Here is a 23,045-nt window from a genome sequence, read left to right as displayed (position 1 = left end):
GAAAGCCGGCGATTATACGCTCGTCGCCGGCCGAGGAATGGCAGTGACTCGCCAGTCATCGCCGACAGCGCGCATGTCAATGATCTGCAGCAAAGGCGCCTCGCTCATCTGCGCCAGGGGCCAGTCGAGCAGCGGCCGGGCCGTGGAGCCGAGAAACTTGCCGGCGACGAAGATCTGGTACTCATCCACCAGGCCCTGCTGGGCAAAGGCGCCGGCCAGGCTCGGGCCGGCTTCCACCAGCACCTCGTTGACGCCGCGGGCGGCCAGCTGGCGCAGCAACTGGTGCAGGTCGACCTGGCCGTCGACGCCGGGCACGATCAGGCATTCCGGACCGTTGGCGTACTGTTCTTCCACGGCGACACAGGTGGCGACCAGCGCCGGGCCGGCCTTGAAGAACGGCGCATCCAGCGGCACCCGCAGGCGGCCATCGATCAATACCCGCAGCGGTGGGCGGCTCATGGCCAGGGCCGTCTGCTCCGGGTCCAGCCCCAGTTCGGCGGCGCGCACGGTCAGCCGCGCGCCGTCGGCCAGCACGGTGTCGGCGCCGGTCAGGACCACGCTGGCCTGGGCCCGCAAACGCTGGACCGCGGAACGCGCCGCCGGGCCGGTGATCCACTGGCTCTCGCCACTGGCCATGGCGGTACGCCCGTCCAGGCTCATGGCCAGCTTGACCCGCACAAACGGCAAACCCTGTTCCATGCGTTTCAGAAAGCCCTGGTTGAGGGCCCGCGCCTCGCCTTCCAGCACGCCGCTGGCAATGGCGATGCCGGCCTGGGCCAGGCGCTGCATGCCGCGCCCGGCCACTTCCGGGTTGGGGTCCTGCATCGCCGCGACCACCCGCGCCACGCCGGCACCGACCAGGGCATCGGCGCACGGCGGGGTACGGCCGTAATGGCTGCAGGGTTCGAGGGTGACGTAGGCCGTGCCCCCCCGGGCGTTGACGCCGGCGGCGCGCAAGGCATGCACTTCGGCATGGGGCTCGCCGGCCCGCTCGTGCCAGCCTTCACCGACGATCTGCCCGTCACGCACGATGACGCAACCGACACGGGGGTTGGGGTGGGTGCTGTAGTGGCCTTTGCGGGCCAGTTCCAGGGCGCGCGCCATGTAATGGGCGTCGAGTACGGCCTGCTCGGAGGAGGTGTTCATTCCTTGACCGGCTCGCGGGCCAGGCGGTCGATTTCTTCGCGGAACTCGTTGAGGTCCTGGAAGCGTCGGTAGACCGAAGCGAAACGGATATAGGCGACTTCATCGAGCTTCTGCAACTCGGCCATCACCAGTTCACCCACCACCAGCGACTTGACCTCGCGCTCGCCCGTGGCCCGCAGCTTGTGCTTGATGTGCACCAGCGCGGCTTCGAGGCGTTCGACACTGACCGGGCGTTTTTCCAGGGCGCGCTGCATTCCGGCGCGCAGTTTTTCTTCGTCGAACGGCTGGCGGCTGCCATCGGTCTTGATCAGGCGCGGCAACACCAGTTCGGCGGTTTCGAAGGTGGTGAAACGCTCACCACAGGCCAGGCATTCACGCCGGCGGCGGACCTGCTCGCCTTCGGCGACCAGTCGCGAGTCGATGACCTTGGTGTCGTTGGCACCGCAGAAGGGACAGTGCATGGTGGCAGGCAACAAAAAATGGGAGGGCCATGGTAGCGCATCCCACTGGCAAGACAAGCCATAGCCTTTACGGTATACAGACCGACTATTATGTTTCGCACATGGAATTTCGCCCTGTTGGAGCTTCACATGCCGCTACGACCGCTCGTTTTGCTCAGCCTTTTCAGCCTGCTGGTCGCCTGCAGCAGCGATACCCCAAAGCCCGCGGCCCCCGCCCCCAGCTCGCAGCAAACGGTAAAAAAAGCCCAGGAAGCCACCGACCTCGGCCCTTTGCCGGCCTATCAGCGTGAACTGAGCGGCACCCTGGATGGGGTGCCGGCCGGCGCGGAAGTCGAACTGGCGCTGCTGGTGATCGACGAGCGCGGGCGGCCGCAGCGCCTGCTGGCCAACAGCAACCTGATCGGCACCGGCAAGATCCTGCCGTTTCGCCTGCGTTTCAACCCGGAAGCCTTCCCCGCCGGTGCGCGGGTCGAGTTGCGTGGCCGCGCCAGCCAATCCGGGCAACTGATCCTGCACCTGCCGGCGCAACGGGTCGAGCAGGCCACCACCCAGGCCCTGGGCCAGCTGCAATTCGTCAAAGCACCATGACCCCACCGCTCGACCTGCAACAGGCCCTGAGCGAGCTGCTCGGCGATGCGCAACTGGTGGCCTGCGGGCTGCCGCAGACCGAGCTGCGACTCTGGCTGATCGACGCCGACAATATGGACCGCGCCTTCACCCCGGAAGAAACCCGCCGCATTCTCCACGAGCCGCCGTACTGGAGCTTCTGCTGGGCCAGCGGCCTGGCCCTGGCGCGCTACCTGGCCGAGCACCCGCAGTGGGTGCGAGGCAAGCGGGTCCTGGACTTTGGCGCCGGCTCGGGAGTCGCGGGGATTGCCGCCGCCAAGGCTGGCGCGCTGGAAGTGGTGGCCTGCGACCTCGACCCGCTGGCCATCGCTGCCTGCCAGGCCAATGCCGAGCTCAATGACGTGCAACTGAGCTACTCCACGGATTTTTTTGCCGAGGCCGATCGTTTCGACCTGATCCTGGTGGCCGACGTGCTCTATGACCGGGCCAACCTGCCGCTGCTGGACCAGTTCCTCAGCCGTGGCCGCCAGGCGCTGGTGGCCGACTCACGGGTCAAGGATTTCCAGCATCCGCTCTATCAGCGCCTGGGCATGCTGCACGCCCTGACCCTGCCGGACCTGGCCGAACCCTGGGAGTTTCGCGATGTGAGCCTGTATCACGCACAGCGCCCCGGCGAGCCGTAGCGGCTGACGCTTCCGGCTACCCCCCGGCACCCTTTATAGTTGCCCCATTCCCGCTTTTCGAGATTCCCCATGAGCCAGGACACGCCGTACATCTTCGACGCCAGCACTGCCGACTTCGACCAGTCGGTGATCGAGAACTCGTTCCACAAGCCGGTGCTGGTGGATTTCTGGGCCGAATGGTGCGCGCCCTGCAAGGCGCTGATGCCCATGCTGCAGCAAATTGCCGAGAGCTATCAGGGCGAACTGCTGCTGGCCAAGGTCAACTGCGATATCGAGCCGGACATCGTCGCCCGCTTCGGCATTCGCAGCCTGCCGACGGTGGTGCTGTTCAAGGACGGCCAGCCGGTCGACGGTTTTGCCGGCGCACAGCCTGAGTCCGCGGTCCGCGCCATGCTCGAACCCCATGTGCAGATGCCACCACCGGCCGCCGCCGACCCGCTGGAGCAGGCCGAGGCGCTGTTCGCCGAAGGCCGGATCGCCGATGCCGAAGCCGTCCTCACGGCCCTGCTTGGTGAAGACAACAGCAACGCCAAGGCGCTGATTCTCTATGCCCGCTGCCTGGCCGAGCGCGGCGAACTGGACGAAGCCCAGACCGTGCTCGACGCGGTCAAAAGCGATGAGCATAAAGCCGCGCTGGCCGGGGCCAAGGCCCAGATCACCTTCCTCAAGCAAGCCGCTGATCTGCCGGACGCCGCCGACCTCAAGGCGCGCCTGGCGCAAAACCCGCAGGACGATGAGGCCATCTACCAACTGGCGATCCAGCAACTGGCACGCCAGCAGTACGACGCCGCGCTGGACGCCCTGCTCAAGCTGTTTATCCGTAACCGCAGCTACAACGAAGGTCTGCCGCACAAGACCTTGCTGCAAGTGTTCGAACTGCTGGGCAACGATCACCCGCTGGTGACCACCTACCGCCGCAAGCTGTTCGCCGCCCTCTACTGAGCCTGCTGCACCCAGCTGTAGAGCGGCGTATCGGCGCCGCTCACCACCTTGACCTCGGCCCAATGGCGCAGGCGCACCAACAGGCGCTTGCCCGCCGCGGCGCTGCCGGTCAGGCCTTCGAGTTGCTCCAGCAGGTCCGGGCCACTGAGCTGCCCGGCCTTGCGCAGCAGATCCTTGGCGATCAGCCACAGCGCGTCATCCTGATTCACCGGCTTGGCCGGCGTGGCTGCGGTTTCAGGCTTGCTCGCCTGCAACTGCGCGCCCAGCTGCGCCCAGTCGCCGGCGTCCAGCTCCAGGGTCAAATCCACCGGCCAGTCGCCGATGCTTCCACGAATTCGCAACATTGCTCTGCTCCGGAATATTTCTGACGAGCATGCTCCCACGCGTCTTGCGCAACGCCAAGCGGGCGGGCAAACTCTGCGGCCAATCGTTATAAGATTACATAACATTTATTTCATCTTCGCCCGGAGTCTTGCCATGCGCCGTCTGCTTCTCGCCTTGCCGTTCGCCCTGTTGCCGCTGGCCATCGCCCAGGCCGCCGAGGTCCATGACCACGACCATGAACACGAGCACGGCAGCCTCGGAGCCCATGAGCATGGGGTCGGGCGCCTGAACGCCGCCCTTGACGGCAAGACCCTGGAGCTGGAGCTGGAAAGCCCGGCGATGAATCTGGTGGGCTTCGAACATGTGGCCAGCAGCGACGCCGACAAGGCCAAGGTCGCCGCCGCCCGCGCCCAGCTGGAACAGCCGCTGGTGCTGTTCAGCCTGCCCAAGGCCGTCGGCTGCGTCGTGGCCAAGCAGGAGCTGGAAAGCCCGCTGTTCGGCGACAAGCCGGATGCCGATGACCACGACGAAGATGAAGACCACGACGAAGACGCCAAGGACGCCGATGGTCACGAGCACCACCACGAGCACAGCGAGATCCACGCCCATTACCAGTTCACCTGTGCCAAGCCCGAAGCCTTGAAAAATCTTGATTTGACTCAGGTGTTCAAGACCTTCCCCGCCACCCTGAAAATTCAGGTACAACTCATCTCGCCCGCGGGCCAGCAAGGTGTCGAAGCCACTGCCAAGGCCGCCAGCCTGAAGTTCTGACGGTTGCCGCCGCTGCCGCGCAGGTCGTCACCTGCGGCGGCGGCCATGCACCATTACTCATTTTCTTGACCGGCCCACCATGACCCAAGCACTTATCGAACTGTCCGACCTGAGCTTCAGCTGGCCCGGGCATCCGCAGTTGCTGGACATCCCGGCGTTTCGCCTGGAAGCCGGCGCAACCCTGTTCCTCAAGGGCCCCAGCGGCAGCGGCAAGACCACCCTGCTCGGCCTGCTGGGCGGCGTGCAGAAACCCGACCACGGCAGCATCCGCCTGCTGGGCCAGGAACTGACCGAACTCTCGGCCGGCGCCCGCGACCGTTTTAGGGTCGATCACACCGGCTACATCTTCCAGCAGTTCAACCTGCTGCCGTTCCTCTCGGTACGGGAAAACGTCGAGCTGCCCTGCCACTTTTCCAAACTGCGCGCCAGCCGCGCCGCACAGCGCCATGGCAGCGTCGACCAGGCTGCCGCCACCCTGCTGGCGCACCTGGGCCTGAAGGACCCGGAGTTGCTCAATCGCCGCGCCGACTCGCTGTCCATCGGCCAGCAGCAACGGGTGGCCGCGGCGCGCGCGCTGATCGGCCAGCCGGAACTGGTGATCGCCGATGAGCCGACTTCGGCCCTCGACTACGATGCCCGCGAAGCCTTTATCCGCCTGCTGTTCGCCGAATGCCGCGAGGCCGGGGCCAGCCTGCTGTTTGTCAGCCATGACCAGAGCCTGGCACCCCTGTTCGATCGCAACCTGTCGCTGGCCGAACTCAATCGCGCCGCCACGCCCGCAGAGGTCTGAGATGTATTTGTTCCGTCTAGCCATGGCCAGCCTGGCTAACCGCCGCTTTACCGCGATCCTCACCGCCTTCGCCATCGCCCTCTCGGTGTGCCTGCTGCTGGCGGTGGAGCGGGTGCGCACCGAAGCCCGTAGCAGTTTTGCCAGCACCATCAGCGGCACCGACCTGATCGTCGGCGCCCGCTCCGGCTCGGTGAACCTGTTGCTGTATTCGGTGTTCCGCATCGGCAACGCCACCAACAACATCCGCTGGGACAGCTTCGAGCACTTCGCCAACAGCCCGAAAGTGAAGTGGGCAATCCCGATTTCCCTGGGCGACTCCCACCGCGGCTATCGGGTGATGGGCACCACCGAGGCCTACTTCGAGCATTACCAGTACGGGCATCAGCAGCGGTTGCAACTGGCCAGCGGCCGCGCCTTCGCCAGCGACCCGTTCGAAGTGGTGCTGGGGGCTGAAGTCGCCGACGCCCTGCATTACAAACTGGGGGACAAACTGGTGCTGGCCCACGGTGTGGCGGCCATCAGCCTGGTCAAGCACGACGACAAGCCGTTCAGCGTGGTCGGCATCCTCAAGCGCACCGGCACCCCGGTGGACCGCACGCTGCACATCAGCCTGGGTGGCATGGAAGCGATTCACATCGACTGGCACAACGGCGTGCCGGCTCAGGGCGCCGGGCGCATCAGCGCCGACCAGGCCCGCAACATGGACCTCACGCCGCAAGCCATCACCGCCTTTATGCTCGGGCTCAACAGCAAGATCGCGACCTTTGCCGTGCAGCGCGAGATCAATGAATTTCGCGGCGAGCCGATGCTGGCGATCCTCCCCGGCGTGGCGCTGCAAGAGCTGTGGAGCCTGATGGGCACCGCTGAAAAAGCACTGTTCGTGGTCTCGCTGTTTGTGGTCCTGACCGGCTTGATCGGCATGCTTACCGCGATTCTCACCAGCCTCAACGAGCGCCGGCGGGAGATGGCGATCCTGCGTTCGGTGGGCGCCCGCCCTTGGCATATCGCCACCTTGCTGGTGCTGGAGGCCTTCGCCCTGGCGCTGTTCGGGGTGCTCGCCGGGCTCGGCCTGCTGTACCTGTGCATTGCCGTGGCCCAGGGCTACGTGCAGTCGACCTACGGCCTGTACCTGCCGCTGGCCTGGCCCAGCGAGTATGAGTGGACGCTGCTCGGGGGTATCCTGATCGCCGCGCTGCTGATGGGCAGCGTGCCGGCCTGGCGTGCCTACCGGCAGTCCCTGGCCGATGGCCTGTCCATTCGTTTATGAGGAATCGATTCATGCCCCGCGCCTTGCTTGCGCTGTTGCTGCTGGTGGCCATGCCCCTGTGGGCAGCGGCGCCCAGAGAACTGACCTGGTCGGAGATGATCCCGCCGGACGCGCCAGCGGAAGTACCGAACATGCAGCCGCTGCATGACCTGTCGCAAATGAGCGATGCCCTGGCTGCCGAGTCCGCTCCGGCAGCCAAACAGGACATGCCCAACGCGCCGGTGGTCAACAGCCTCGACGGCCAGTCGATCCGCCTGCCGGGTTATATCGTGCCGCTGGAAGTCAGCGAGGAAGGGCGCACCACCGAGTTTTTGCTGGTGCCCTACTTCGGCGCCTGCATCCACGTGCCGCCGCCACCGTCGAACCAGATCGTGCATGTCAAAAGCGAGGTCGGGGTCAAGCTCGAAGAGCTGTACCAGCCTTACTGGATCGAAGGTGCCATGCAGGTCAAGGCCTCCACCAGCGAGCTGGCAGACGCCGGGTATCAGATGGATGCACAGAAGATCTACGTCTACGAATTGCCCGAGTGAGGCATCCGCACGAACAACCGGACACAGAGTAAGGGCAAACAGAATAGTTCATGGCTTTGGCCAGCCATGACGATTTCATTGAGCTGAGTCAACGCCTGGGCGCGGACGATCTTTACCATTGGACACAGCCAACTTGAACCGTCCTTTGGAGCCCTCCATGCACAAGTCCTTGCTCAGCGCCTCCCTGATTGCGCTCGCACTCGCCGCCCCCGCTGCCCACGCCCACGAAGCGGGCGAAATTCTGGTCCGCGCCGGTGCCATCACCGTCAACCCGAAAGCCGACAGCGGCAACGTCAGGGTCGATCGCGGTTCGCTGGCAGGTACCAACCTGAACGGCAAGGCGACCATGAGCAGCGACACCCAGCTGGGCTTGAACTTTGCCTACATGATCACCAACAACATTGGTATCGAGCTGCTGGCCGCCACGCCGTTCGAACACGATGTGAAACTCAAGAACACCGACCTGGGCCCAGCCAATGGCAAGCTCGGTACCCTCAAGCACCTGCCGCCGACCCTGAGCGTGGTCTACTACCCGCTGGACTCCAAGTCGGTGTTCCAGCCCTATGTCGGCGCCGGTATCAACTACACCTGGATCTACGACGAGCACGTCGGCAGCCGCGCCAGCGAAGCCGGTTTCGACAACTTCCGCGCCAAGAACTCCTGGGGCCTGGCCTGGCAGGTGGGTGCGGACTACATGCTGACCGACAAGCTGATGGTCAACGCCCAAGTGCGTTACATCGACATCAACACCACCGCTTATGTCGACAACGTCGCCGTGGGTTCGGGCACTCGGGCCAAGGTCAATGTCGACGTGGACCCGATGGTCTACATGGTCGGCCTGGGCTACAAGTTCTAAGCCCGACAGACAAAAAAGGCGCCTCTCGGGGCGCCTTTTTCATGCCTGGAATAAACCTCAACGCCCCAGAAGTCGCGCCAGGCCAACGCTCATCGGCGTCTGCTCGGCCAGTGTGAAGCGCTCCAGCAGACGCTGGTTGTTGGCCCGGGAATGGCGGATATCGCCCGAGCGCGGCGGGCCATAGCTGATCGGCGGCAACTGACCCAGCACCTGCTCCAGGGCTTCAAGCATCTGCTTGAGGGTCATCGACTGATTCAGGCCGACGTTGACCGCCCCGACTTCCAGCTGCGGCGCTTCGATGGCTTGCACCAGCAGGCTCACCAGGTCTTCGACATACATGAAATCGCGGGTCTGCTCGCCGTCGCCGAACACGGTGATCGGCAGGCCCTGCTGCGCGCGCGCGCAGAAAATGCTGATCACCCCGGAGTAAGGCGAAGACGGATCCTGGCGTGGGCCGAAGATGTTGAAGAAACGGAAGATCGCCGGCTCCAGCCCATGTTGGCGCCGGTAGAAATCCAGGTAGTACTCGCTGGCCAGCTTGTCCGAAGCGTAGGGCGTCAACGGTGCCTTGGGCGTGTCTTCGTCGATCGAATGGCCTTCGCCATTGTTGCCGTAGATGGCCGCGCTGGAGGCGAACAGCACGCGCTTGACTCCGGCCTCGCGCATCGCTTCGCAGACGTTCAAGGTGCCGATGAAGTTGCTCTGGTGGGTGCGCACCGGGTCGTCCACCGAAGCTTGTACCGAGGCCACGGCCGCCAGATGGGCCACGGCCTGGCAACCGACCATGGCCCGGTTCACCAGGGCCGCATCGGCGACATCGCCTTCGAGCAATTCCAGGCGCGGGTTATCCAGTGCCAGGTTGCTGCGCTTGCCGGTCGACAGATTATCGAGGATACGCACCGCGTACCCCTTGGCGAGCAGCGCATCGCTCAGGTGCGAGCCGATGAAACCGGCGCCGCCGGTGATCAGTACAGGGCGATCATCAGCCATGTCGGTAATACCTATCCAGTAATGCCGGGAGCCCGGCGCGCCAGGCGCGGGGCTTGATCCCGAAGGTGTGCAGAATTTTCTTGCAGGCCAGCACCGCGTGCTGCGGCTCGTCGGCGGCGTCCGGCCGCGCGGCGTGGGCCTGGGCGGTGGGCGACTCGATGGCCAGGGGGTGTTGCTGGCGGGCTTCGGTGAGCACCGCCTGGCCCAGGGCCAATGTGGTGGTCGCCTCGTGGCCGGCGTAGTGATAAGTGCCCCACAGCGGCGCGGCGCAATCGAGCTGCTTGAGCACCGAGATGATCACCCGTGCCGCATCGTCCACCGGCGTCGGATTGCCGCGCCGGTCATCGGCCATAAACAGTTCTTCAGCGGTTTCGGCGCAGGCCAGGAAGCGCCCGAGGGTGCCATCGGCGCTGTCGTCGAGCAGCCAGCCAAAACGCAGCAGCACATGCTGCGGGCAGGTGGCGCGTACGCTTTGCTCGATCCGCCACAAGGCCTGGCCGCGCAGCCCCAGAGGGACGGGTTCGTCTTTTTCGCTGTAGGCGGTGGCCCGCGAACCGTCGAAGACCCGGTAGCTGGAAGGCTGCACTAGAATGATGTTGTGATGCTGGCACAGCTCGGACAGCCGCTCGACAGCACGCTCCTGGCCGGCCAGGCGTGCCTCGGGCACGGCCTCCGCCTGAAACCAGTCGAAGTAGTACGCAAGGTTGATCAAGGCATCCGGGCGGGTGTCGTCGAGCAGTTGCGTGAGGCTCGCGGCATCCCAGCCGTCTTGCGGCGGACGGGGGGCGAGGAAGCCGATGTCTTCCTCCGCACCCAGGCGAATCAGCGCCTGCCCAAGGGCATTTCCGCCGCCCAGTAACATAAGGCGCATTCGCATAGAGTCAGCAAGCCCAGTCTGTTCGGAACGATGGTTTGAGTCGGCCAAACCCGCGGGTTCAGCCATCGAGAATTGCCGGAATCGTTGCATTTTGCGGGTTTGTGGCGCAACCGTCACGGATAAAGTAAACACGCGCCAAGCCGTTGGCACCTTACCCGAAAAAATCACCCTTGTAGCCGCAGCCATGCCCGGTGTGACGCCCAGGCCGCCCGGCGGGCCTTGCAAGTGACTTGAGACGACCGCATAACTCAGTCCATGAATCTTCCCCACTCCGCGGACAACGCCCTGACCGGCTTCCACCCCGCCGTCAGCGCCTGGTTCAACGCCACCTTCCCCGCGGTCACCGCCGCGCAGGCTAAAGCCTGGCCGTTGATTCGCCAGCGCCAGTCGACCCTGATCGCCGCGCCCACCGGCTCCGGCAAAACCCTAACCGCGTTTCTCGCGGTGCTCGACGACCTGGTCTGGCGTGGCCTGGAACAAGGCGGCGAGCTGCCGGACGCGACCCTGGTGGTGTACGTCTCGCCGCTCAAGGCGCTGAGTAACGATATCCAGATCAACCTGCAGAACCCCCTGGCCGGCATCACCGAGCAATTGCGCGCCATGGGCCTGCCCGAGCTGCGCATCAGCACCGCCGTGCGCACCGGCGACACCCCGCAGAAAGAACGCAGCGCCATGCGCAAGCATGCGCCGCACATCCTGGTCACCACCCCGGAGTCGCTGTACGTGCTGCTGGGTTCCGACTCCGGGCGGCGAATGCTCGCCAGCACGCGCACGGTGATCGTCGATGAAATCCATGCCATCGCCGCAGGCAAGCGCGGCAGCCACCTGGCCCTGAGCCTGGAGCGCCTGCAAGCGTTGTGCGCCGAACCGCTGATGCGCATCGGCCTGTCGGCCACGCAAAAGCCGATCGACGCCGTATCGCGCTTCCTGGTCGGCACCCAGCGGCCCTGCACCATTGTCGATATCGGCCATGCGCGCCCCCGGGACCTGGGCATCGAGGTGCCGCCGGTGCCGCTGTCGGCGGTGATGGCCAACGATGTCTGGGAGCTGGTGTATGAGCGCCTGGCCCAACTGGCGCGGGAACACCGCACCACGCTGATTTTCGTCAATACCCGGCGCCTGGCCGAACGCCTGGCGCGGCATTTGAGCGAGCGCCTGGGCAAGCAGGCGGTAGCGGCGCACCACGGCAGCCTGGCCAAGGAGCAGCGCCTGGATGCCGAACAGCGGCTCAAGCGCGGCGAATTGCAGGTACTGATCGCCACCGCCTCCCTGGAACTGGGGATCGATATCGGCGAGGTCGACCTGGTGTGCCAGATCGGCTCGCCGCGCTCCATCTCCGCGTTCCTGCAACGGGTCGGGCGCTCCGGGCACCAGGTCGGCGGCACTCCCAAAGGCCGGCTGTTCGCCCTGTCCCGCGACGACTTGATCGAATGCACGGCCCTGCTCGACTGTGTGCGCCGCGGCGAACTGGACACCCTGCACATCCCCGTGGCGCCGCTGGATGTGCTGGCGCAGCAGATCATTGCCGAAGTCAGTTGCCAGGAATGGCAGGAGCAGGCGCTGTTGCAGATGATTCGCCGGGCCACGCCCTATGCCGCCCTCGACGAGGCGCATTACCAAGCCCTGCTGAAAATGCTCGCCGAAGGCTACAACGGGCGCCAGGGCATCCGCAGCGCCTACCTGCATCGCGACGCCGTGGGCGGCGCCTTGCGCGGGCGCCGGGGCAGCAGGCTGACGGCGGTGACCAGCGGCGGGACCATCCCCGACAACGCCGACTACAGCGTGCTGCTTGAACCCCAGGCGCTGAACATCGGCAGCGTCAACGAAGACTTCGCGGTCGAGAGCATCGCCGGCGATGTGTTCCAGCTGGGCAATACCTCGTACCGCATCCTGCGGGTCGAACCGGGCCGGGTGCGGGTCGAGGATGCCCAGGGCCAGCCGCCGACCATCCCTTTCTGGCTGGGCGAGGCGCCCGGGCGCAGTGCCGAACTGTCCCAGGCCGTGGCGCGCCTGCTGGGGCAACTCGACGCATTGCTGGCCGCCAGCCCGGGCAATGTGCAACCGAGCCTCGACTGGCTGACCGAACACCTTGGCCTGAACCTCGCCAGCGCCGAGCAACTGGTGGAATACCTGGCCCGGGCGCGGCTGGCCCTCGGCGCGTTGCCGTCCCAGGACACCCTGGTCATGGAGCGCTTTTTCGATGAGTCCGGCGGCACCCAACTGATTATCCATACGCCCTACGGCAGTCGGATCAATCGCGCCTGGGGCCTGGCCCTGCGCAAGCGCTTCTGCCGCACCTTCAACTTCGAATTGCAGGCGGCGGCCAGCGAGGACGCGATCGTGCTGTCGCTGTCCACCAGCCACAGCTTCGAGCTGGACGAGGTGTGGCGTTACCTGCACAGCAACAGCGCCGAGCACATCCTGATCCAGGCGGTGCTCGATGCGCCGCTGTTCGGGGTGCGCTGGCGCTGGAACGCCGGGGTGGCCATGGCGTTGCCGCGTTTTACCGGCGGACGCAAAGTGGCGCCGCAGATCCAGCGCATGAAAAGCGAAGACCTGATCGCCAGCGTATTTCCCGACCAGATCGCCTGCCTGGAAAACCTCGCCGGCGAGCGGGAAATCCCCGACCACCCGCTGGTGGAGCAGACCCTCGACGATTGCCTGCACGAAGCCATGGACAGCGAAGGCTGGCTGGCGCTGCTGCGGCGCATCGAGCAGGGTCAGGTGCGCCTGATCAGCCGCGATCTGCCGGCGCCCTCGCCCCTGGCCGCAGAAATTCTCAACGCCAAGCCCTACACCTTTCTCGACGATGCGCCGCTTGAAGAACGCCGTACCCAGGCCGTGCTCAACCGGCGCTGGAGCGACCCGCAAGCCAGCGACGACCTCGGCGCCCTGGACCCCGAAGCGATCCAGAGCGTGCGCGACGAGGCCTGGCCGCTACCGGCCAATGCCGATGAAATGCACGAAGCGCTGATGAGCCTGGGCACGATCAGCGCCGGCGAAGCCCAGGCCCAACCGCAGTGGCCGCTGTGGTTGCAGGAGCTGGCCGAGCATGGCCGCGCCAGTTGCCTGCCGATCGGCCAGGGCCACGCCCTGTGGGTCGCCCGGGAACGCCTGGTGTGCCTGCAAGCGCTGTACCCCGAGGCCCGCGCGCAGCCGGCGCTGGCCCCGCTGCCGGGTTTTGACCAGCCCTGGGACGCCGACGCGGCACGGGTGGAAATCCTCCGCGCGCGCCTGGGTGGCTTTGGCCCGCTGACCATGGAGCAGATCGCCGCGCCCCTGCAATTGCCGCCCTCGACCATCGCCCAGGCCCTGGCCCAACTGGAAAGCGAGGGCTATGTGTTGCGCGGGCATTTCAGCCCCGGCACCGAGGAGGCGCAATGGTGCGAGCGGCACCTGCTGGCGCGTATCCATCGCTACACGGTCAAGCGCCTGCGCCGGGAAATCGAGCCGGTGGCGTTGCAGGATTTCATGCGTTTTCTATTCGACTGGCAGCACCTGTCTGCCGGCACCCGGGGCCAGGGCAGCGCCATGCTGGCGCAAGTGGTCGGCCAGCTGGAAGGCTACCCGGCAGCGGCTTCGGCCTGGGACAGCGACCTGTTGCCGGCGCGGCTCAAGGATTATTCCGCCACCTGGCTCGATGAGCTGTGCCGCAGCGGCAAGCTGGTGTGGAGCCGCCTCAGTGCCCAGCACAGCCTCAGCGGCAGCGCGCTGCGCAGCACGCCGGTGGTCCTGCTGCCACGGGCCCAGGTGCCGCTCTGGAGCTCGCTCACAGCACCGCCCGAAAGCCATGAATTGTCGCCCAAGGCGCAAAAGGTGCACGCCGCCCTGAGCCAGCACGGGGCACTGTTTTTCGACGAGCTGGTGCACGAGGCCCATCTGCTGCGCAGCGAACTGGAGATTGCCCTGCAGGAGCTGGTGGGAGCCGGCCTGGTCAATGCCGACAGCTTTGCCGGGCTGCGGGCGCTGATCACCCCGGCCAGCAAACGCCAGGCCCGCAGCAGCCGACGTGGCCGTGGCGCGTTTGTCGGCGGCATGGACGATGCCGGGCGCTGGGCGCTGCTACGACGAGCGCCCGCCGACCCGGCGCCCCTGTCCAACCGTCCCGCCGCCACTGCACCGGCCACCCTGGAGCACGTAGCCATGACCCTGCTGCGCCGCTACGGCGTGGTGTTCTGGCGCTTGCTGGAGCGTGAAGCCGACTGGTTGCCAAGCTGGCGCGAACTGCTGCGCACCTTTCATCGCCTGGAAGCCCGGGGCGAGATTCGCGGCGGCCGTTTTGTCAGCGGCCTTGCCGGTGAGCAATTCGCCCTGCCCGAAGCCATCCCGCTGCTGCGCGAAGTGCGGCGCCGGCCCCACGACGGCAGCCTGGTCGCAGTGTGCGGGGTCGATCCGTTGAACCTCGTCGGCACCTTGTTGCCCGGCAGCAAGGTGCCGGCGCTGGCCGGCAACCGCCTGGTGTACCGCGACGGTGTGCCGGCGGCGGCGCACATTGCCGGCAAACCTCACTTCTGGCTGGAGCTGGACGAACACGCCACCCTGTTGCTGCGCACCGCCCTCACCCGCCACTGAGCACCACGCCGGCTACTGCGGGCGTGGCTGGTCAGGCAAGAGCACGCCCGGGGTGTCGTGGTGCTCCGGCTCATCCTCCTGGGCGTTGCGCTTGGGCAGCAGCACCTGCTGTGGATAAGTCTGGGCGAAGTGCACCCAGGGGCTGTTATCCACAAGCTTTTTCAGGCGCTGGTTGAAGGCACGGTTGACCGCGTACTGGCCGCCGGAGACGGTGCGGAACTGCGCGGTCAGGACCACGCCGTTGAGGTCCATCTTGTCCACCCCGAACACATCCAGCGAACCTTGCAGGTTGTATTTGAGGAACGGGTCTTCGCTGATGGAGCGGCCGGCTTCGCGGATCAATTCCACCGCCTTGTCGACATCGGTGTCGTAGGTGAACTGCACCGAGAAAAACGCATAGGCGAACTGCCGGGACTGGTTGGTGACCGCCTTGATCTGGCCGAACGGCACCGAATGCACGAAGCCCTTGCCGTCGCGCAGGCGCAAGGTGCGAATGGTCAGGCCCTCGACGGTGCCGGCGTGGCCGGAGTCGAGCACCACCCAGTCGCCCACCGACAGCGTGTCTTCGATGATGATGAACAGCCCGGTGATCACGTCCTGCACCAGTTGCTGCGAACCGAAACCAATCGCCAGGCCGACCACCCCGGCACCCGCCAGCAGCGGGCCGACGTTGATCCCCAGGTTGGCCATGGTGGTGATCGCGCAGATCACCACCAGCACGATTTTGATCGCATTGCGCAGCAGCGGCAGGATGGTCTTGACCCGGGTACTGGGCTGGCGTGCGCCGCGTTTGCTGACCGGCGGTTTCAAGGCCTCCTGGATCGCCGTGTCCAGCACCACCCACAGCAGCCAGGTGACGAGGAAGATCAGGCCGATGCTGCTCAGGGAATCGCTGATGGCCCGGCCCACGGTATTGCGCTGGGCGAATTCGAACAGTGACAGGCCCCAGATCCGCCCGAGGATTTCAATGAAGGCGATGGCCATGACAATGCGCAGCAAGGCGTGCAGCAAGCTCAAAAAGCGTTCCTTGTAGGCGCTGCTGCGTTGCAGGGCCTGGGCACTGCGGGACTTGAACAGGTGCTGGAACACGGTGCTGAGAAACACCGTGGCGATCAGCAATACCGTGGTCAGCAAGGCGCAACGCAGGGCTTTCTGGTTATCTTCGCCGACACCGATCAGGTTGATCGCCGAGACCAGCACCATCAGCAGGATCGGCCAGTACCAGAGCCCGGAGAAAATCCGCAGCGACTCTTGCAGCGCCGGTTGCTTGAGGCGCTGGGCCAGGGGGCGGTTGCGAATCAGGTGCGCCACCGGCCGGCGCAGGCGGATCACCAGCAGGCCGAAAATCACCGAAGCGAACAGACCGGTGAACACCGCAATGCTGCTGGTGATATTGCCGCCCAACTGCCGGGCGATCTGCGGGCTGGTCAGGGCATCACTGAGGGCCGCGAGAAAACCGATCAGGAACAACGGCCGGGGGCAATGACGGCGAATGATCTGCACCGCCGGGCGTTTGTGGCCGACATTGAACATCACCACCAGGCACAGCAGCACCGAGGTGGAAACGATGCCGCTGCTGGTGGCGTAGGCAAAGCACAGGGCCAGGGCCCGGCCCACCGACGCCTGCAGAAAGTGGCTGGCGTACAGGGTCAGCGGCAGGCAGATCAGCGCCGGCAAGGTGTAGGGCAGCAAATATCCGAGCAGGGACTGGCTGCGCTGGCGGGTCACCAACAGGCGGTGCCGGTTCAGGCGCTTGGCGAACAGGCCGGCGGCCAGGGTGAGCACGATGAAGGCGCCGATCCACACCCCCGACAGCATCAGGAAGTCGCCGACGACGCTCCAGGTCGAGCGATCCGAGGGCTGGTTGACCAGGCGGCCCACCTCGTCCGCCGCCCGGTCGGCGCGCAGGCGCCAGGCGTCCACCAGGTTTTCATTCAGGTCGAGTTTTTGCTGGACGTCATCGATGCTCGAACTGATGGCCCCGAGCAGGCCGCCTTGCACCAGCAATTCGGGTTTGGCCGGCGCCTCGGCGGCGTCGGTGCTGGTGCTGGCCGCAGGTGCCGGTGCTGCGGCGGCTTGCAGCTCGCTGCTGCCGAACACCAGTACGATCCCCAGCAATAGCGCGATCTTGAAATTGAACAAAACGCGGAGCTCCTTGAGAAGGGTCTGTAAGGAACTGATCGGCAAATGCCCGGCAAGTTCGGTTTGCCGCGCAATCAGTCCGGCGGCGCAGTGCCATCCGCAGTGCCATCTGTAGCCCCGTCGAAACTTTCCCGCACTCGCCACAGTCAGCAAAACATCGGGGCAATGCACGGCGGCGCACGGGAGGACACATGGCGGCGATTCATATCGGTATCTCGGGCTGGCGCTACACGCCCTGGCGCGGGGGCTTCTACCCCAAGGGTCTGACCCAGAAGCGCGAGCTGCAATTCGCCTCGCGGGCGGTCAACAGTATCGAGATCAACGGTTCGTTCTACGCCCTGCAAACGCCCGAGCGTTATGCCCAGTGGTACGCCGAAACGCCCGAGCACTTCGTGTTCAGCGTCAAGGCCCCGCGCTACATCACCCATATCCGGCGCTTGCGGGACATTCACGGGCCCCTGGCCAACTTTTTCGCCTCCGGAGTCCTGGAGCTCAAGGACAAACTCGGGGCGATCCTCTGGCAGTTTCCGCCAAGTTTCAAATTTGACCCTGAACTGTTCGAGCACTTTCTCGCCCAACTGCCGGCCAACACCCAGCAGGCCGCCGCCCTGGCCCGCCAGCACGATCCGCGCCTGGACGGCAAGGCCAGCTCCAAGGCCTACCGCAAGCGATCGTTGCGCCATGCCGTGGAGATTCGTCACCCAAGCTTTGCCGTGCCCGCCTTCACCGACCTGCTGCGGCGTTATGGCGTGGCCCTGGTGATCGCCGATGCGGCGGGCAAGTGGCCTTACTGCGAAGACCTGACCTGCGGCTTCGTCTACCTGCGCCTGCATGGCCAGGAGCAGTTGTATGCCAGCGGCTACACCGCCGCCGCCCTGAAACACTGGGGCGACCGGATCGATACCTGGAGCCACGGCCGGCAACCCTCGGACGCGCATCTGATCGACCCCCGTCGCCGACCCCGGGCGCGCAAGAGCCGCGAAGTGTTCTGCTACTTCGACAACGACCTCAAAGTGCGCGCGCCCTTCGATGCGCGCCAGTTGCTGCAACGCTTCGGCCTGGACCGCGACCTGGCCACCGAACCCGGCCAGCCAGCCGCACCGGGAGCCCTGCCATGAGCAGCCAGCAGACAGCGGTGCTCAGTGATCCTGCGACGCCCGTCGAAGCCCGGGTGCAGCGCTTCAGTATCCTCACGGTCAATACCCACAAGGGCTTCACGGCGCTGAACCGGCGTTTCATTCTTCCCGAATTGCGCGAAGCGGTGCGCAGCGTCGGCGCCGACCTGGTGTTCCTGCAAGAGGTGCACGGCACCCACGAGCAGCACCCGCAGCGCTACAGCAACTGGCCGAGCATGCCGCAATACGAGTTTCTCGCCGACAGCATCTGGCCGCAGTTCGCCTACGGGCGCAACGCGGTGTACCCGGAGGGCGACCATGGCAATGCAGTGCTGTCGAAATTCCCGATCATCCGCCACGACAACCTCGACATCTCCCTCAACGGCCATGAAAACCGTGGCCTGCTGCACTGTGTCATGCAGCTGCCCGGTCAGGAGCAGGAGCTGCACGGGATCTGCGTGCACCTCGGACTGCGGGAGGACCACCGCGTGCAGCAGTTGAACCTGTTGCTGCAACGCCTGGAGCAGATCCCGCCCGGGGCCCCGGTGATCGTCGCCGGCGACTTCAATGACTGGCGCCAGCGGGCCGATCGGGTGCTGGCCGGCAGCGGCTTGCGCGAAGCCTTTGTCGATGCCCATGGCAAGCCGGCCCGCAGCTTTCCGGCGCGCTGGCCGCTGCTGCGGCTGGACCGCATTTACCTGCGCAATCTGCGCATCCATCGGCCCCAGGTACTGGCGGCTCACCCCTGGTCCCATCTTTCCGACCACGCGCCGCTGTCGGTGGAGGTCGAATTATGAGCAGCACGCCCCTGGAAAAAACCACCCTGGAGCCCCTCGCCAACCCCGTGGCACCTAGTGAAACGCCGGCCTCGGACCTGGAATACGGCTGGCACAGCAACAACCGGGTCGAACTGCTGGAGAACGGCGAGGCCTACTTCCCACGGGTGTTCGCCGCACTGCGCCAGGCCCGGAGCGAGATCCTCCTGGAAACCTTCATCCTCTTCGAAGACAAGGTGGGCAATGAGCTGCATGCCATCCTGATCGAGGCTGCGCGACGCGGGGTACGGGTCACGGTGAGCCTCGACGGTTTTGGCTGCGGCGAGCTGAGTCGGGATTTCCTCGGCGCCCTGAGCGAGGCCGGGGTGCACCTGCAACTGTTCGACCCGGCACGGCCGCTGCTGGGGGTGCGCACCAACTGGTTTCGTCGGCTGCACCGCAAGATCGTAGTGGTCGACGGGCGCCTGGCGTTTATCGGCGGGATCAATTTCTCCGCCGATCACCTGGCGGATTTCGGCCCCGAAGCCAAGCAGGATTACGCGGTCGAGATCGAAGGCCCGGCGGTGGTGGATATTCACCATTTCGCCCTGGTGCAAAGCGGTCGCCCGGCCCGGGCCAAATACTGGTGGCAACGGCGCCGTCGACGCCGCTCCGAACTGGCGCTGAGCGACCATGACGGCCAGGTGCGGCTGGTGTATCGGGACAACCGCGAGCATCGCTCGGACATCGAAGAGGTATACCTGCATGTGCTGCGCGGCGCCCGGCAACGGGTGGTGATCGCCAATGCCTACTTCTTCCCCGGTTACCGCCTGCTGCGGGAAATCCGCAACGCGGCCCGGCGTGGGGTGGATGTGCGTCTGATCCTGCAGGGCGAGCCGGACATGCCCATCGTCAAATTCGCCGCGCGCATGCTCTACGACTACCTGCTCAAGGACGGCGTGACCATCTACGAATACTGCCAGCGCCCGCTGCACGGCAAGGTGGCCCTGGTGGATGAAGACTGGAGCACGGTCGGTTCGAGCAACCTCGACCCCCTGAGCCTGTCGCTGAACCTGGAAGCCAACGTGCTGATCCGCGACCGGGCGTTCAACCGCCTGCTGTTCGAGCGGCTGGAACGGCTGAGCCAGGACCACTGCCAGGCCATGCCGGAAAACCGCCAGCCCCGGGGCCGCCTGTGGCGCCTGACCGTCGGCTTCATGGTGTTTCACTTCCTGCGCCATTTTCCGGCCTGGGCCGGCTGGTTGCCGGCGCACAAACCGCAGCTCAAGCCTTTTGTGCAGCACAAGGCGCCACCGGAGCAGCCGTCATGAGCCAGCCCAGCGCCCACGCAGCGCCCTCCGACAGCAAGGGTTCCAAGACCCTTTGGCAGCGCCTGAAAAAGCCGCTGACGGTGCTGTTTTTCCTGCTGTTGATCGTGCTGTTCACCCTGCTCGCGCGGCGCATCGACTGGAGCGAAGTGTTCAGCACCCTGGCGGATTTCAAGGTGCGCACCCTGATCATCGCCGCCGGCCTGACCCTGGCCAGTTTTCTGGTGTACGCCTGCTTCGACCTGATCGGCCGCACCTACATCCGCCAGGACCTGGGCTGGCGGCAGATTTTGCCGGTGGGCATCATCAGCTACGCCTTCAACCTCAACCTCAGCGCCTGGGTCGGCGGGATCGCCATGCGCTACCGTCTGTATTCCCGGCTGGGGGTAAGCACCGGCAATATCGCCAAGATCCTCGGCCTGAGCCTGGCCACCAACTGGTTCGGCTACATGGTCCTGGCCGGGGGGGTGTTTGCCAGTGGCGTGGTGCAGATGCCTCCCGGCTGGAAACTCAGCAGCAGCGCGTTGCAGGCCGTGGGCGTGCTGTTGCTGCTGCTGAGCATCGGCTACCTGGCCGCATGCCAGTTCTCCCGACGTCGGGAGTGGGCGATCCGTGGCGTGGAAATCAACCTGCCGTCACTGCGCATGGCGCTGCTGCAACTGGCGCTGGGGGCACTCAACTGGTCGTTGATGGCGGCGGTGATTTTCACCCTGCTGCCGGGCAAGCTGGATTACCCGGTGGTGCTCGGGGTGCTGCTGATCAGCAGCATCGCCGGGGTCATCACCCATATCCCGGCCGGGCTCGGGGTGCTGGAGGCGGTCTTTATCGCCCTGCTGCAACACGAGGTGTCCCGGGGCAGCCTGCTGGCCGGGTTGATCGCCTACCGGGCGATTTACTTCATCCTGCCGCTGCTGGTGGCCCTGCTGATGTACCTGGTGGTGGAGGCCAAGGCCAAGGCACTTCGGATAGCGAAGAAACCGGCCTGATAAAGCGCCGGAGTCCTGGCGACGGAGCCGTCGATCAGCGTTCCTGAATGATGCTCAGGCGCTCGCCGACCACCATCTCGGTGATCCAGCTGACGAGGATCGAGGTGTAGGCCTGCTGCGACACCGGATCGCTCAAGGAATGGTCGGCGCCGTCGATGATGCGGTGGGTCAGGGAATGGGTCTGCTGGCACGCCGCGCGGTAACTCATGATGGTGGCGTGGGGCACGTGGTCATCGGTCTCGGACTCCACCAACAGCACATCCCCGGTAAAGGCGGCGCAGGCATGCAGCGCCCGATTGCTGTCGGCGCGCACCAGGCTGCTGCGGTAGTGCATCAGGTCGGCCTTGTCCAGGTCACGCTTGGGCGTATGCCATTGCTCGTCGCGGTACAGCGCGGGCACCCGCAGCGCCAGCCAGCGCACCGGGCGCAGGGAGGTGAGGATGCTCGCCAGGTAGCCGCCGTAGCTGGTGCCGACCACGGCAATCGCCGAGGTGTCCAGGGCCGGGTGCGAGAGCAGCCGGTCATAGGCGGCCAGCAGGTCGCGCAGGTTGTCTTCGCGGGTGACCCGCGACAATGGAATGCCGGTGCCGGCATGCCCCCGCAGATCGAAGGTCAGGCACACGCAGCCCAAGCCGGCGATGCCCTTGGCGCGCTCCAGGTCGCGCTCCTGGCTACCGCCCCAGCCGTGGACGAATAACACCCCCGGTACTTTCGATTTGGGACTGAGAAAATTCCCGCTCATCTGTTCATCATCGATGTCGATTTGAATGCTCTCGCTTCTAGCCGTCATAGGATTGGACCGTTACGTATTTGAGAAGAAAATCGCTGTTGTCCGCCGGCCCGCGATACACCTCGATGGCGTCCGCAGGCAGTGCCTGATCACTGTAGGTTTCCACCGAGGCGACGTTGATCGCGCGCATCCCGGGGTTATTGATAAAGGCCTGCAAGGCCGCCACCTCGGCACTGCTGGCGCCCCCCATGCGCCAGGACTGTTCGAGCACGCCGCTGCGCACCTGGCCGTCGGCGGCCCGGCCCTGGGCGATGTCGTAATTGCGCCGCGAGGCAAAGAAGCCTGGGTAAACCTCATCCGCGGCGCTGTCGAACACCTGGGCCTGCTGCACCGCCAGGCGCACGTCCTGGGGCAGGTCGAGGGCCAGCAGCGTTTCGTAGCCACCCTGCACCACCAGCAAGCGCGAGCCACCATAGACCTGTTCGCCATGGGCGTCCTCGGTCAGGAATTGCTCGCCGCAATAGCTGATGACGTGGCCGGCGATAAACGACTGGCCAACGCTGTGGGTAATCACCCCTTGCAGGTCCTGTTCAAGCACCACGCCCTCCTCGAACAGGGCGGCGGTCTGCGGCTGGGCCAGGGCCTGGTCGAAATGCTCGAGGCTGTCGATCACCTGTTGCCCGCGGCCGGCACAGGCGTGAATCGGCTTGATGCGGATCGGCCCGCACTCCAGCAAACGGCTGGCGGCGGACCGCGCATCCTGTTCGGAAAACACACTGAAGCCGTCCAGCACCGAATCCCCGACCCGCTGCGCAAACAGCGGCGACCAGCCCGGCGGCGCTACGGCCTCGGCACTGAACAAACCGTGGGCGATGGCTTTGGTGGCGATAAAGTCGTGCTCGACATAACCGCCCCATAAATCGTCCGCATTGGTCACCCCCAACGCGCGCGCCGCTTCGGCCCCGACCAGGGTCTGGGTCGGCAACCAGTACAAGTCACGCCCGGCATGCTGCGCCGGGTCGTAGCTGCCGCCGTATTTAAGGCCGAGAATCTGCGCCAGCCAGCGGGCCAGCGCGCGGTTGGTCTCGACTTCATGCAGGGGTGCCTGGGGACGGGTGGAATGCGCGACCACCAGCTTCTTGCGGTTTGTCGAGGTCATGGGGCCACCTTGGCCAACCGGCCGATGAGTGTGCCCTTTGGGCTGCACGGATCA

21 protein-coding genes are annotated in these 23,045 nt (G+C 65.6%); 13 read left to right on the top strand and 8 right to left on the bottom strand.

The features are described 5' to 3' along the window. Window positions 1–12: 12 nt before the first annotated feature. Window positions 13–1,146, bottom strand: a complete 1,134-nt coding sequence (ribD, locus tag AC19YX_RS30800) for a bifunctional diaminohydroxyphosphoribosylaminopyrimidine deaminase/5-amino-6-(5-phosphoribosylamino)uracil reductase RibD (protein ID WP_500607738.1) — start codon at window positions 1,144–1,146, stop codon at window positions 13–15. Next, window positions 1,143–1,607, bottom strand: a complete 465-nt coding sequence (gene nrdR / locus AC19YX_RS30795; RefSeq protein ID WP_013694316.1) for a transcriptional regulator NrdR — start codon at window positions 1,605–1,607, stop codon at window positions 1,143–1,145. Before nrdR ends, ribD begins: the two co-directional genes overlap by 4 nt. A 129-nt stretch (window positions 1,608–1,736) precedes the next feature. Here nrdR and AC19YX_RS30790 point away from each other — a divergent pair, with 129 nt between their 5' ends. From AC19YX_RS30790 to trxA, 3 genes are all read left to right on the top strand, one after another. Continuing rightward, window positions 1,737–2,195, top strand: coding sequence for a hypothetical protein (locus AC19YX_RS30790; protein ID WP_421548944.1), 459 nt, complete (start codon window positions 1,737–1,739; stop codon window positions 2,193–2,195). Continuing rightward, on the top strand, window positions 2,192–2,857 hold the full coding sequence (locus tag AC19YX_RS30785) for a class I SAM-dependent methyltransferase (RefSeq protein ID WP_078471598.1): 666 nt from the start codon (window positions 2,192–2,194) through the stop codon (window positions 2,855–2,857). Before AC19YX_RS30790 ends, AC19YX_RS30785 begins: the two co-directional genes overlap by 4 nt. 69 nt (window positions 2,858–2,926) lie before the next feature. Beyond that, window positions 2,927–3,799 (top strand): thioredoxin, encoded by an 873-nt coding sequence (gene trxA / locus AC19YX_RS30780; RefSeq protein ID WP_078471597.1) that lies wholly within the window; start codon window positions 2,927–2,929, stop codon window positions 3,797–3,799. On the opposite strand, the gene AC19YX_RS30775 is transcribed toward trxA, so the two are convergent. Beyond that, window positions 3,793–4,143, bottom strand: a complete 351-nt coding sequence (locus tag AC19YX_RS30775; protein WP_500607737.1) for a hypothetical protein — start codon at window positions 4,141–4,143, stop codon at window positions 3,793–3,795. The genes trxA and AC19YX_RS30775 overlap by 7 nt on opposite strands. 133 nt (window positions 4,144–4,276) lie before the next feature. Between AC19YX_RS30775 and AC19YX_RS30770 the strand changes: the two genes are divergently transcribed. The 5 genes from AC19YX_RS30770 to AC19YX_RS30750 all read left to right on the top strand — a co-directional run bounded on the left by AC19YX_RS30770 (window position 4,277) and on the right by AC19YX_RS30750 (window position 8,337). Beyond that, window positions 4,277–4,894, top strand: a complete 618-nt coding sequence (locus AC19YX_RS30770; RefSeq protein ID WP_500607736.1) for a DUF2796 domain-containing protein — start codon at window positions 4,277–4,279, stop codon at window positions 4,892–4,894. 79 nt (window positions 4,895–4,973) lie between these two features. Further along, a complete protein-coding gene (locus AC19YX_RS30765) occupies window positions 4,974–5,684 on the top strand; it encodes an ABC transporter ATP-binding protein (protein WP_078471594.1) in 711 nt (236 codons plus the stop codon). Window position 5,685: 1 nt separating this feature from the next. Continuing rightward, window positions 5,686–6,951 carry an ABC transporter permease gene (locus AC19YX_RS30760; RefSeq protein ID WP_201128218.1) on the top strand — a complete coding sequence of 422 codons (1,266 nt, stop codon included), beginning with the start codon at window positions 5,686–5,688 and terminating at the stop codon, window positions 6,949–6,951. Window positions 6,952–6,962: 11 nt separating this feature from the next. Beyond that, window positions 6,963–7,481 carry a DUF3299 domain-containing protein gene (locus AC19YX_RS30755; protein WP_078471592.1) on the top strand — a complete coding sequence of 173 codons (519 nt, stop codon included), beginning with the start codon at window positions 6,963–6,965 and terminating at the stop codon, window positions 7,479–7,481. Window positions 7,482–7,638: 157 nt separating this feature from the next. After that, window positions 7,639–8,337 (top strand): OmpW/AlkL family protein, encoded by a 699-nt coding sequence (locus AC19YX_RS30750; RefSeq protein ID WP_078471591.1) that lies wholly within the window; start codon window positions 7,639–7,641, stop codon window positions 8,335–8,337. Window positions 8,338–8,394: 57 nt separating this feature from the next. Here the strand turns inward: AC19YX_RS30750 and pgnE are convergent, their stop codons facing one another. Both pgnE and AC19YX_RS30740 read right to left on the bottom strand, forming a co-directional pair. Next, window positions 8,395–9,327 carry a UDP-N-acetylglucosamine epimerase PgnE gene (pgnE, locus tag AC19YX_RS30745; protein ID WP_201128219.1) on the bottom strand — a complete coding sequence of 311 codons (933 nt, stop codon included), beginning with the start codon at window positions 9,325–9,327 and terminating at the stop codon, window positions 8,395–8,397. Then, complete coding sequence (locus AC19YX_RS30740) at window positions 9,320–10,204, bottom strand: sugar nucleotide-binding protein (RefSeq protein ID WP_078471589.1); 885 nt, start codon at window positions 10,202–10,204, stop codon at window positions 9,320–9,322. The genes pgnE and AC19YX_RS30740 overlap by 8 nt, the downstream gene beginning before the upstream one ends. A gap of 255 nt (window positions 10,205–10,459) precedes the next feature. On the opposite strand from AC19YX_RS30740, the gene AC19YX_RS30735 reads away from it, so the two are divergent. Then, window positions 10,460–14,776: a DEAD/DEAH box helicase gene (locus AC19YX_RS30735; RefSeq protein WP_500607735.1), complete on the top strand. Its 4,317-nt coding sequence runs from the start codon at window positions 10,460–10,462 to the stop codon at window positions 14,774–14,776. A gap of 12 nt (window positions 14,777–14,788) precedes the next feature. Here the strand turns inward: AC19YX_RS30735 and AC19YX_RS30730 are convergent, their stop codons facing one another. Further along, window positions 14,789–16,918: a mechanosensitive ion channel family protein gene (locus AC19YX_RS30730; RefSeq protein WP_078471587.1), complete on the bottom strand. Its 2,130-nt coding sequence runs from the start codon at window positions 16,916–16,918 to the stop codon at window positions 14,789–14,791. Between the two features lie 191 nt (window positions 16,919–17,109). On the opposite strand from AC19YX_RS30730, the gene AC19YX_RS30725 reads away from it, so the two are divergent. Genes AC19YX_RS30725 through AC19YX_RS30710 form a run of 4 tightly spaced genes read left to right on the top strand, consistent with a single transcriptional unit; the run spans window position 17,110 to window position 21,102 of the window. Continuing rightward, window positions 17,110–18,036, top strand: a complete 927-nt coding sequence (locus tag AC19YX_RS30725; protein ID WP_500607734.1) for a DUF72 domain-containing protein — start codon at window positions 17,110–17,112, stop codon at window positions 18,034–18,036. Beyond that, window positions 18,033–18,830: an endonuclease/exonuclease/phosphatase family protein gene (locus AC19YX_RS30720; protein ID WP_500607733.1), complete on the top strand. Its 798-nt coding sequence runs from the start codon at window positions 18,033–18,035 to the stop codon at window positions 18,828–18,830. The genes AC19YX_RS30725 and AC19YX_RS30720 overlap by 4 nt, the downstream gene beginning before the upstream one ends. After that, window positions 18,827–20,119: a cardiolipin synthase ClsB gene (clsB, locus tag AC19YX_RS30715; protein WP_421548937.1), complete on the top strand. Its 1,293-nt coding sequence runs from the start codon at window positions 18,827–18,829 to the stop codon at window positions 20,117–20,119. The genes AC19YX_RS30720 and clsB overlap by 4 nt, the downstream gene beginning before the upstream one ends. After that, window positions 20,116–21,102: a lysylphosphatidylglycerol synthase domain-containing protein gene (locus AC19YX_RS30710; protein ID WP_201128225.1), complete on the top strand. Its 987-nt coding sequence runs from the start codon at window positions 20,116–20,118 to the stop codon at window positions 21,100–21,102. Before clsB ends, AC19YX_RS30710 begins: the two co-directional genes overlap by 4 nt. Window positions 21,103–21,136: 34 nt before the next feature. Here the strand turns inward: AC19YX_RS30710 and AC19YX_RS30705 are convergent, their stop codons facing one another. Next, window positions 21,137–21,892, bottom strand: coding sequence for an alpha/beta hydrolase family protein (locus AC19YX_RS30705; RefSeq protein WP_020297876.1), 756 nt, complete (start codon window positions 21,890–21,892; stop codon window positions 21,137–21,139). Then, complete coding sequence (locus tag AC19YX_RS30700) at window positions 21,882–22,991, bottom strand: DUF3182 family protein (protein WP_201128226.1); 1,110 nt, start codon at window positions 22,989–22,991, stop codon at window positions 21,882–21,884. The genes AC19YX_RS30705 and AC19YX_RS30700 overlap by 11 nt, the downstream gene beginning before the upstream one ends. Between the last annotated feature and the right edge of the window lie 54 nt (window positions 22,992–23,045).

The organism is Pseudomonas sp. MF09150 (assembly GCF_059862355.1).
Note: the sequence above shows the minus strand (reverse complement) of the source record. Positions and strands in the feature narration are given on the sequence as shown.

Bases quoted from the DNA above. Each gene is read 5' to 3' on its own strand.
- ribD (WP_500607738.1), bottom strand. From the start codon at position 1,146: ATGAACACCTCCTCCGAGCAGGCCGTACTCGACGCCCATTACATGGCG.
- nrdR (WP_013694316.1), bottom strand. From the start codon at position 1,607: ATGCACTGTCCCTTCTGCGGTGCCAACGACACCAAGGTCATCGACTCG.
- AC19YX_RS30790 (WP_421548944.1), top strand. From the start codon at position 1,737: ATGCCGCTACGACCGCTCGTTTTGCTCAGCCTTTTCAGCCTGCTGGTC.
- AC19YX_RS30785 (WP_078471598.1), top strand. From the start codon at position 2,192: ATGACCCCACCGCTCGACCTGCAACAGGCCCTGAGCGAGCTGCTCGGC.
- trxA (WP_078471597.1), top strand. From the start codon at position 2,927: ATGAGCCAGGACACGCCGTACATCTTCGACGCCAGCACTGCCGACTTC.
- AC19YX_RS30775 (WP_500607737.1), bottom strand. From the start codon at position 4,143: ATGTTGCGAATTCGTGGAAGCATCGGCGACTGGCCGGTGGATTTGACC.
- AC19YX_RS30770 (WP_500607736.1), top strand. From the start codon at position 4,277: ATGCGCCGTCTGCTTCTCGCCTTGCCGTTCGCCCTGTTGCCGCTGGCC.
- AC19YX_RS30765 (WP_078471594.1), top strand. From the start codon at position 4,974: ATGACCCAAGCACTTATCGAACTGTCCGACCTGAGCTTCAGCTGGCCC.
- AC19YX_RS30760 (WP_201128218.1), top strand. From the start codon at position 5,686: ATGTATTTGTTCCGTCTAGCCATGGCCAGCCTGGCTAACCGCCGCTTT.
- AC19YX_RS30755 (WP_078471592.1), top strand. From the start codon at position 6,963: ATGCCCCGCGCCTTGCTTGCGCTGTTGCTGCTGGTGGCCATGCCCCTG.
- AC19YX_RS30750 (WP_078471591.1), top strand. From the start codon at position 7,639: ATGCACAAGTCCTTGCTCAGCGCCTCCCTGATTGCGCTCGCACTCGCC.
- pgnE (WP_201128219.1), bottom strand. From the start codon at position 9,327: ATGGCTGATGATCGCCCTGTACTGATCACCGGCGGCGCCGGTTTCATC.
- AC19YX_RS30740 (WP_078471589.1), bottom strand. From the start codon at position 10,204: ATGCGAATGCGCCTTATGTTACTGGGCGGCGGAAATGCCCTTGGGCAG.
- AC19YX_RS30735 (WP_500607735.1), top strand. From the start codon at position 10,460: ATGAATCTTCCCCACTCCGCGGACAACGCCCTGACCGGCTTCCACCCC.
- AC19YX_RS30725 (WP_500607734.1), top strand. From the start codon at position 17,110: ATGGCGGCGATTCATATCGGTATCTCGGGCTGGCGCTACACGCCCTGG.
- AC19YX_RS30720 (WP_500607733.1), top strand. From the start codon at position 18,033: ATGAGCAGCCAGCAGACAGCGGTGCTCAGTGATCCTGCGACGCCCGTC.
- clsB (WP_421548937.1), top strand. From the start codon at position 18,827: ATGAGCAGCACGCCCCTGGAAAAAACCACCCTGGAGCCCCTCGCCAAC.
- AC19YX_RS30710 (WP_201128225.1), top strand. From the start codon at position 20,116: ATGAGCCAGCCCAGCGCCCACGCAGCGCCCTCCGACAGCAAGGGTTCC.
- AC19YX_RS30705 (WP_020297876.1), bottom strand. From the start codon at position 21,892: ATGACGGCTAGAAGCGAGAGCATTCAAATCGACATCGATGATGAACAG.
- AC19YX_RS30700 (WP_201128226.1), bottom strand. From the start codon at position 22,991: ATGACCTCGACAAACCGCAAGAAGCTGGTGGTCGCGCATTCCACCCGT.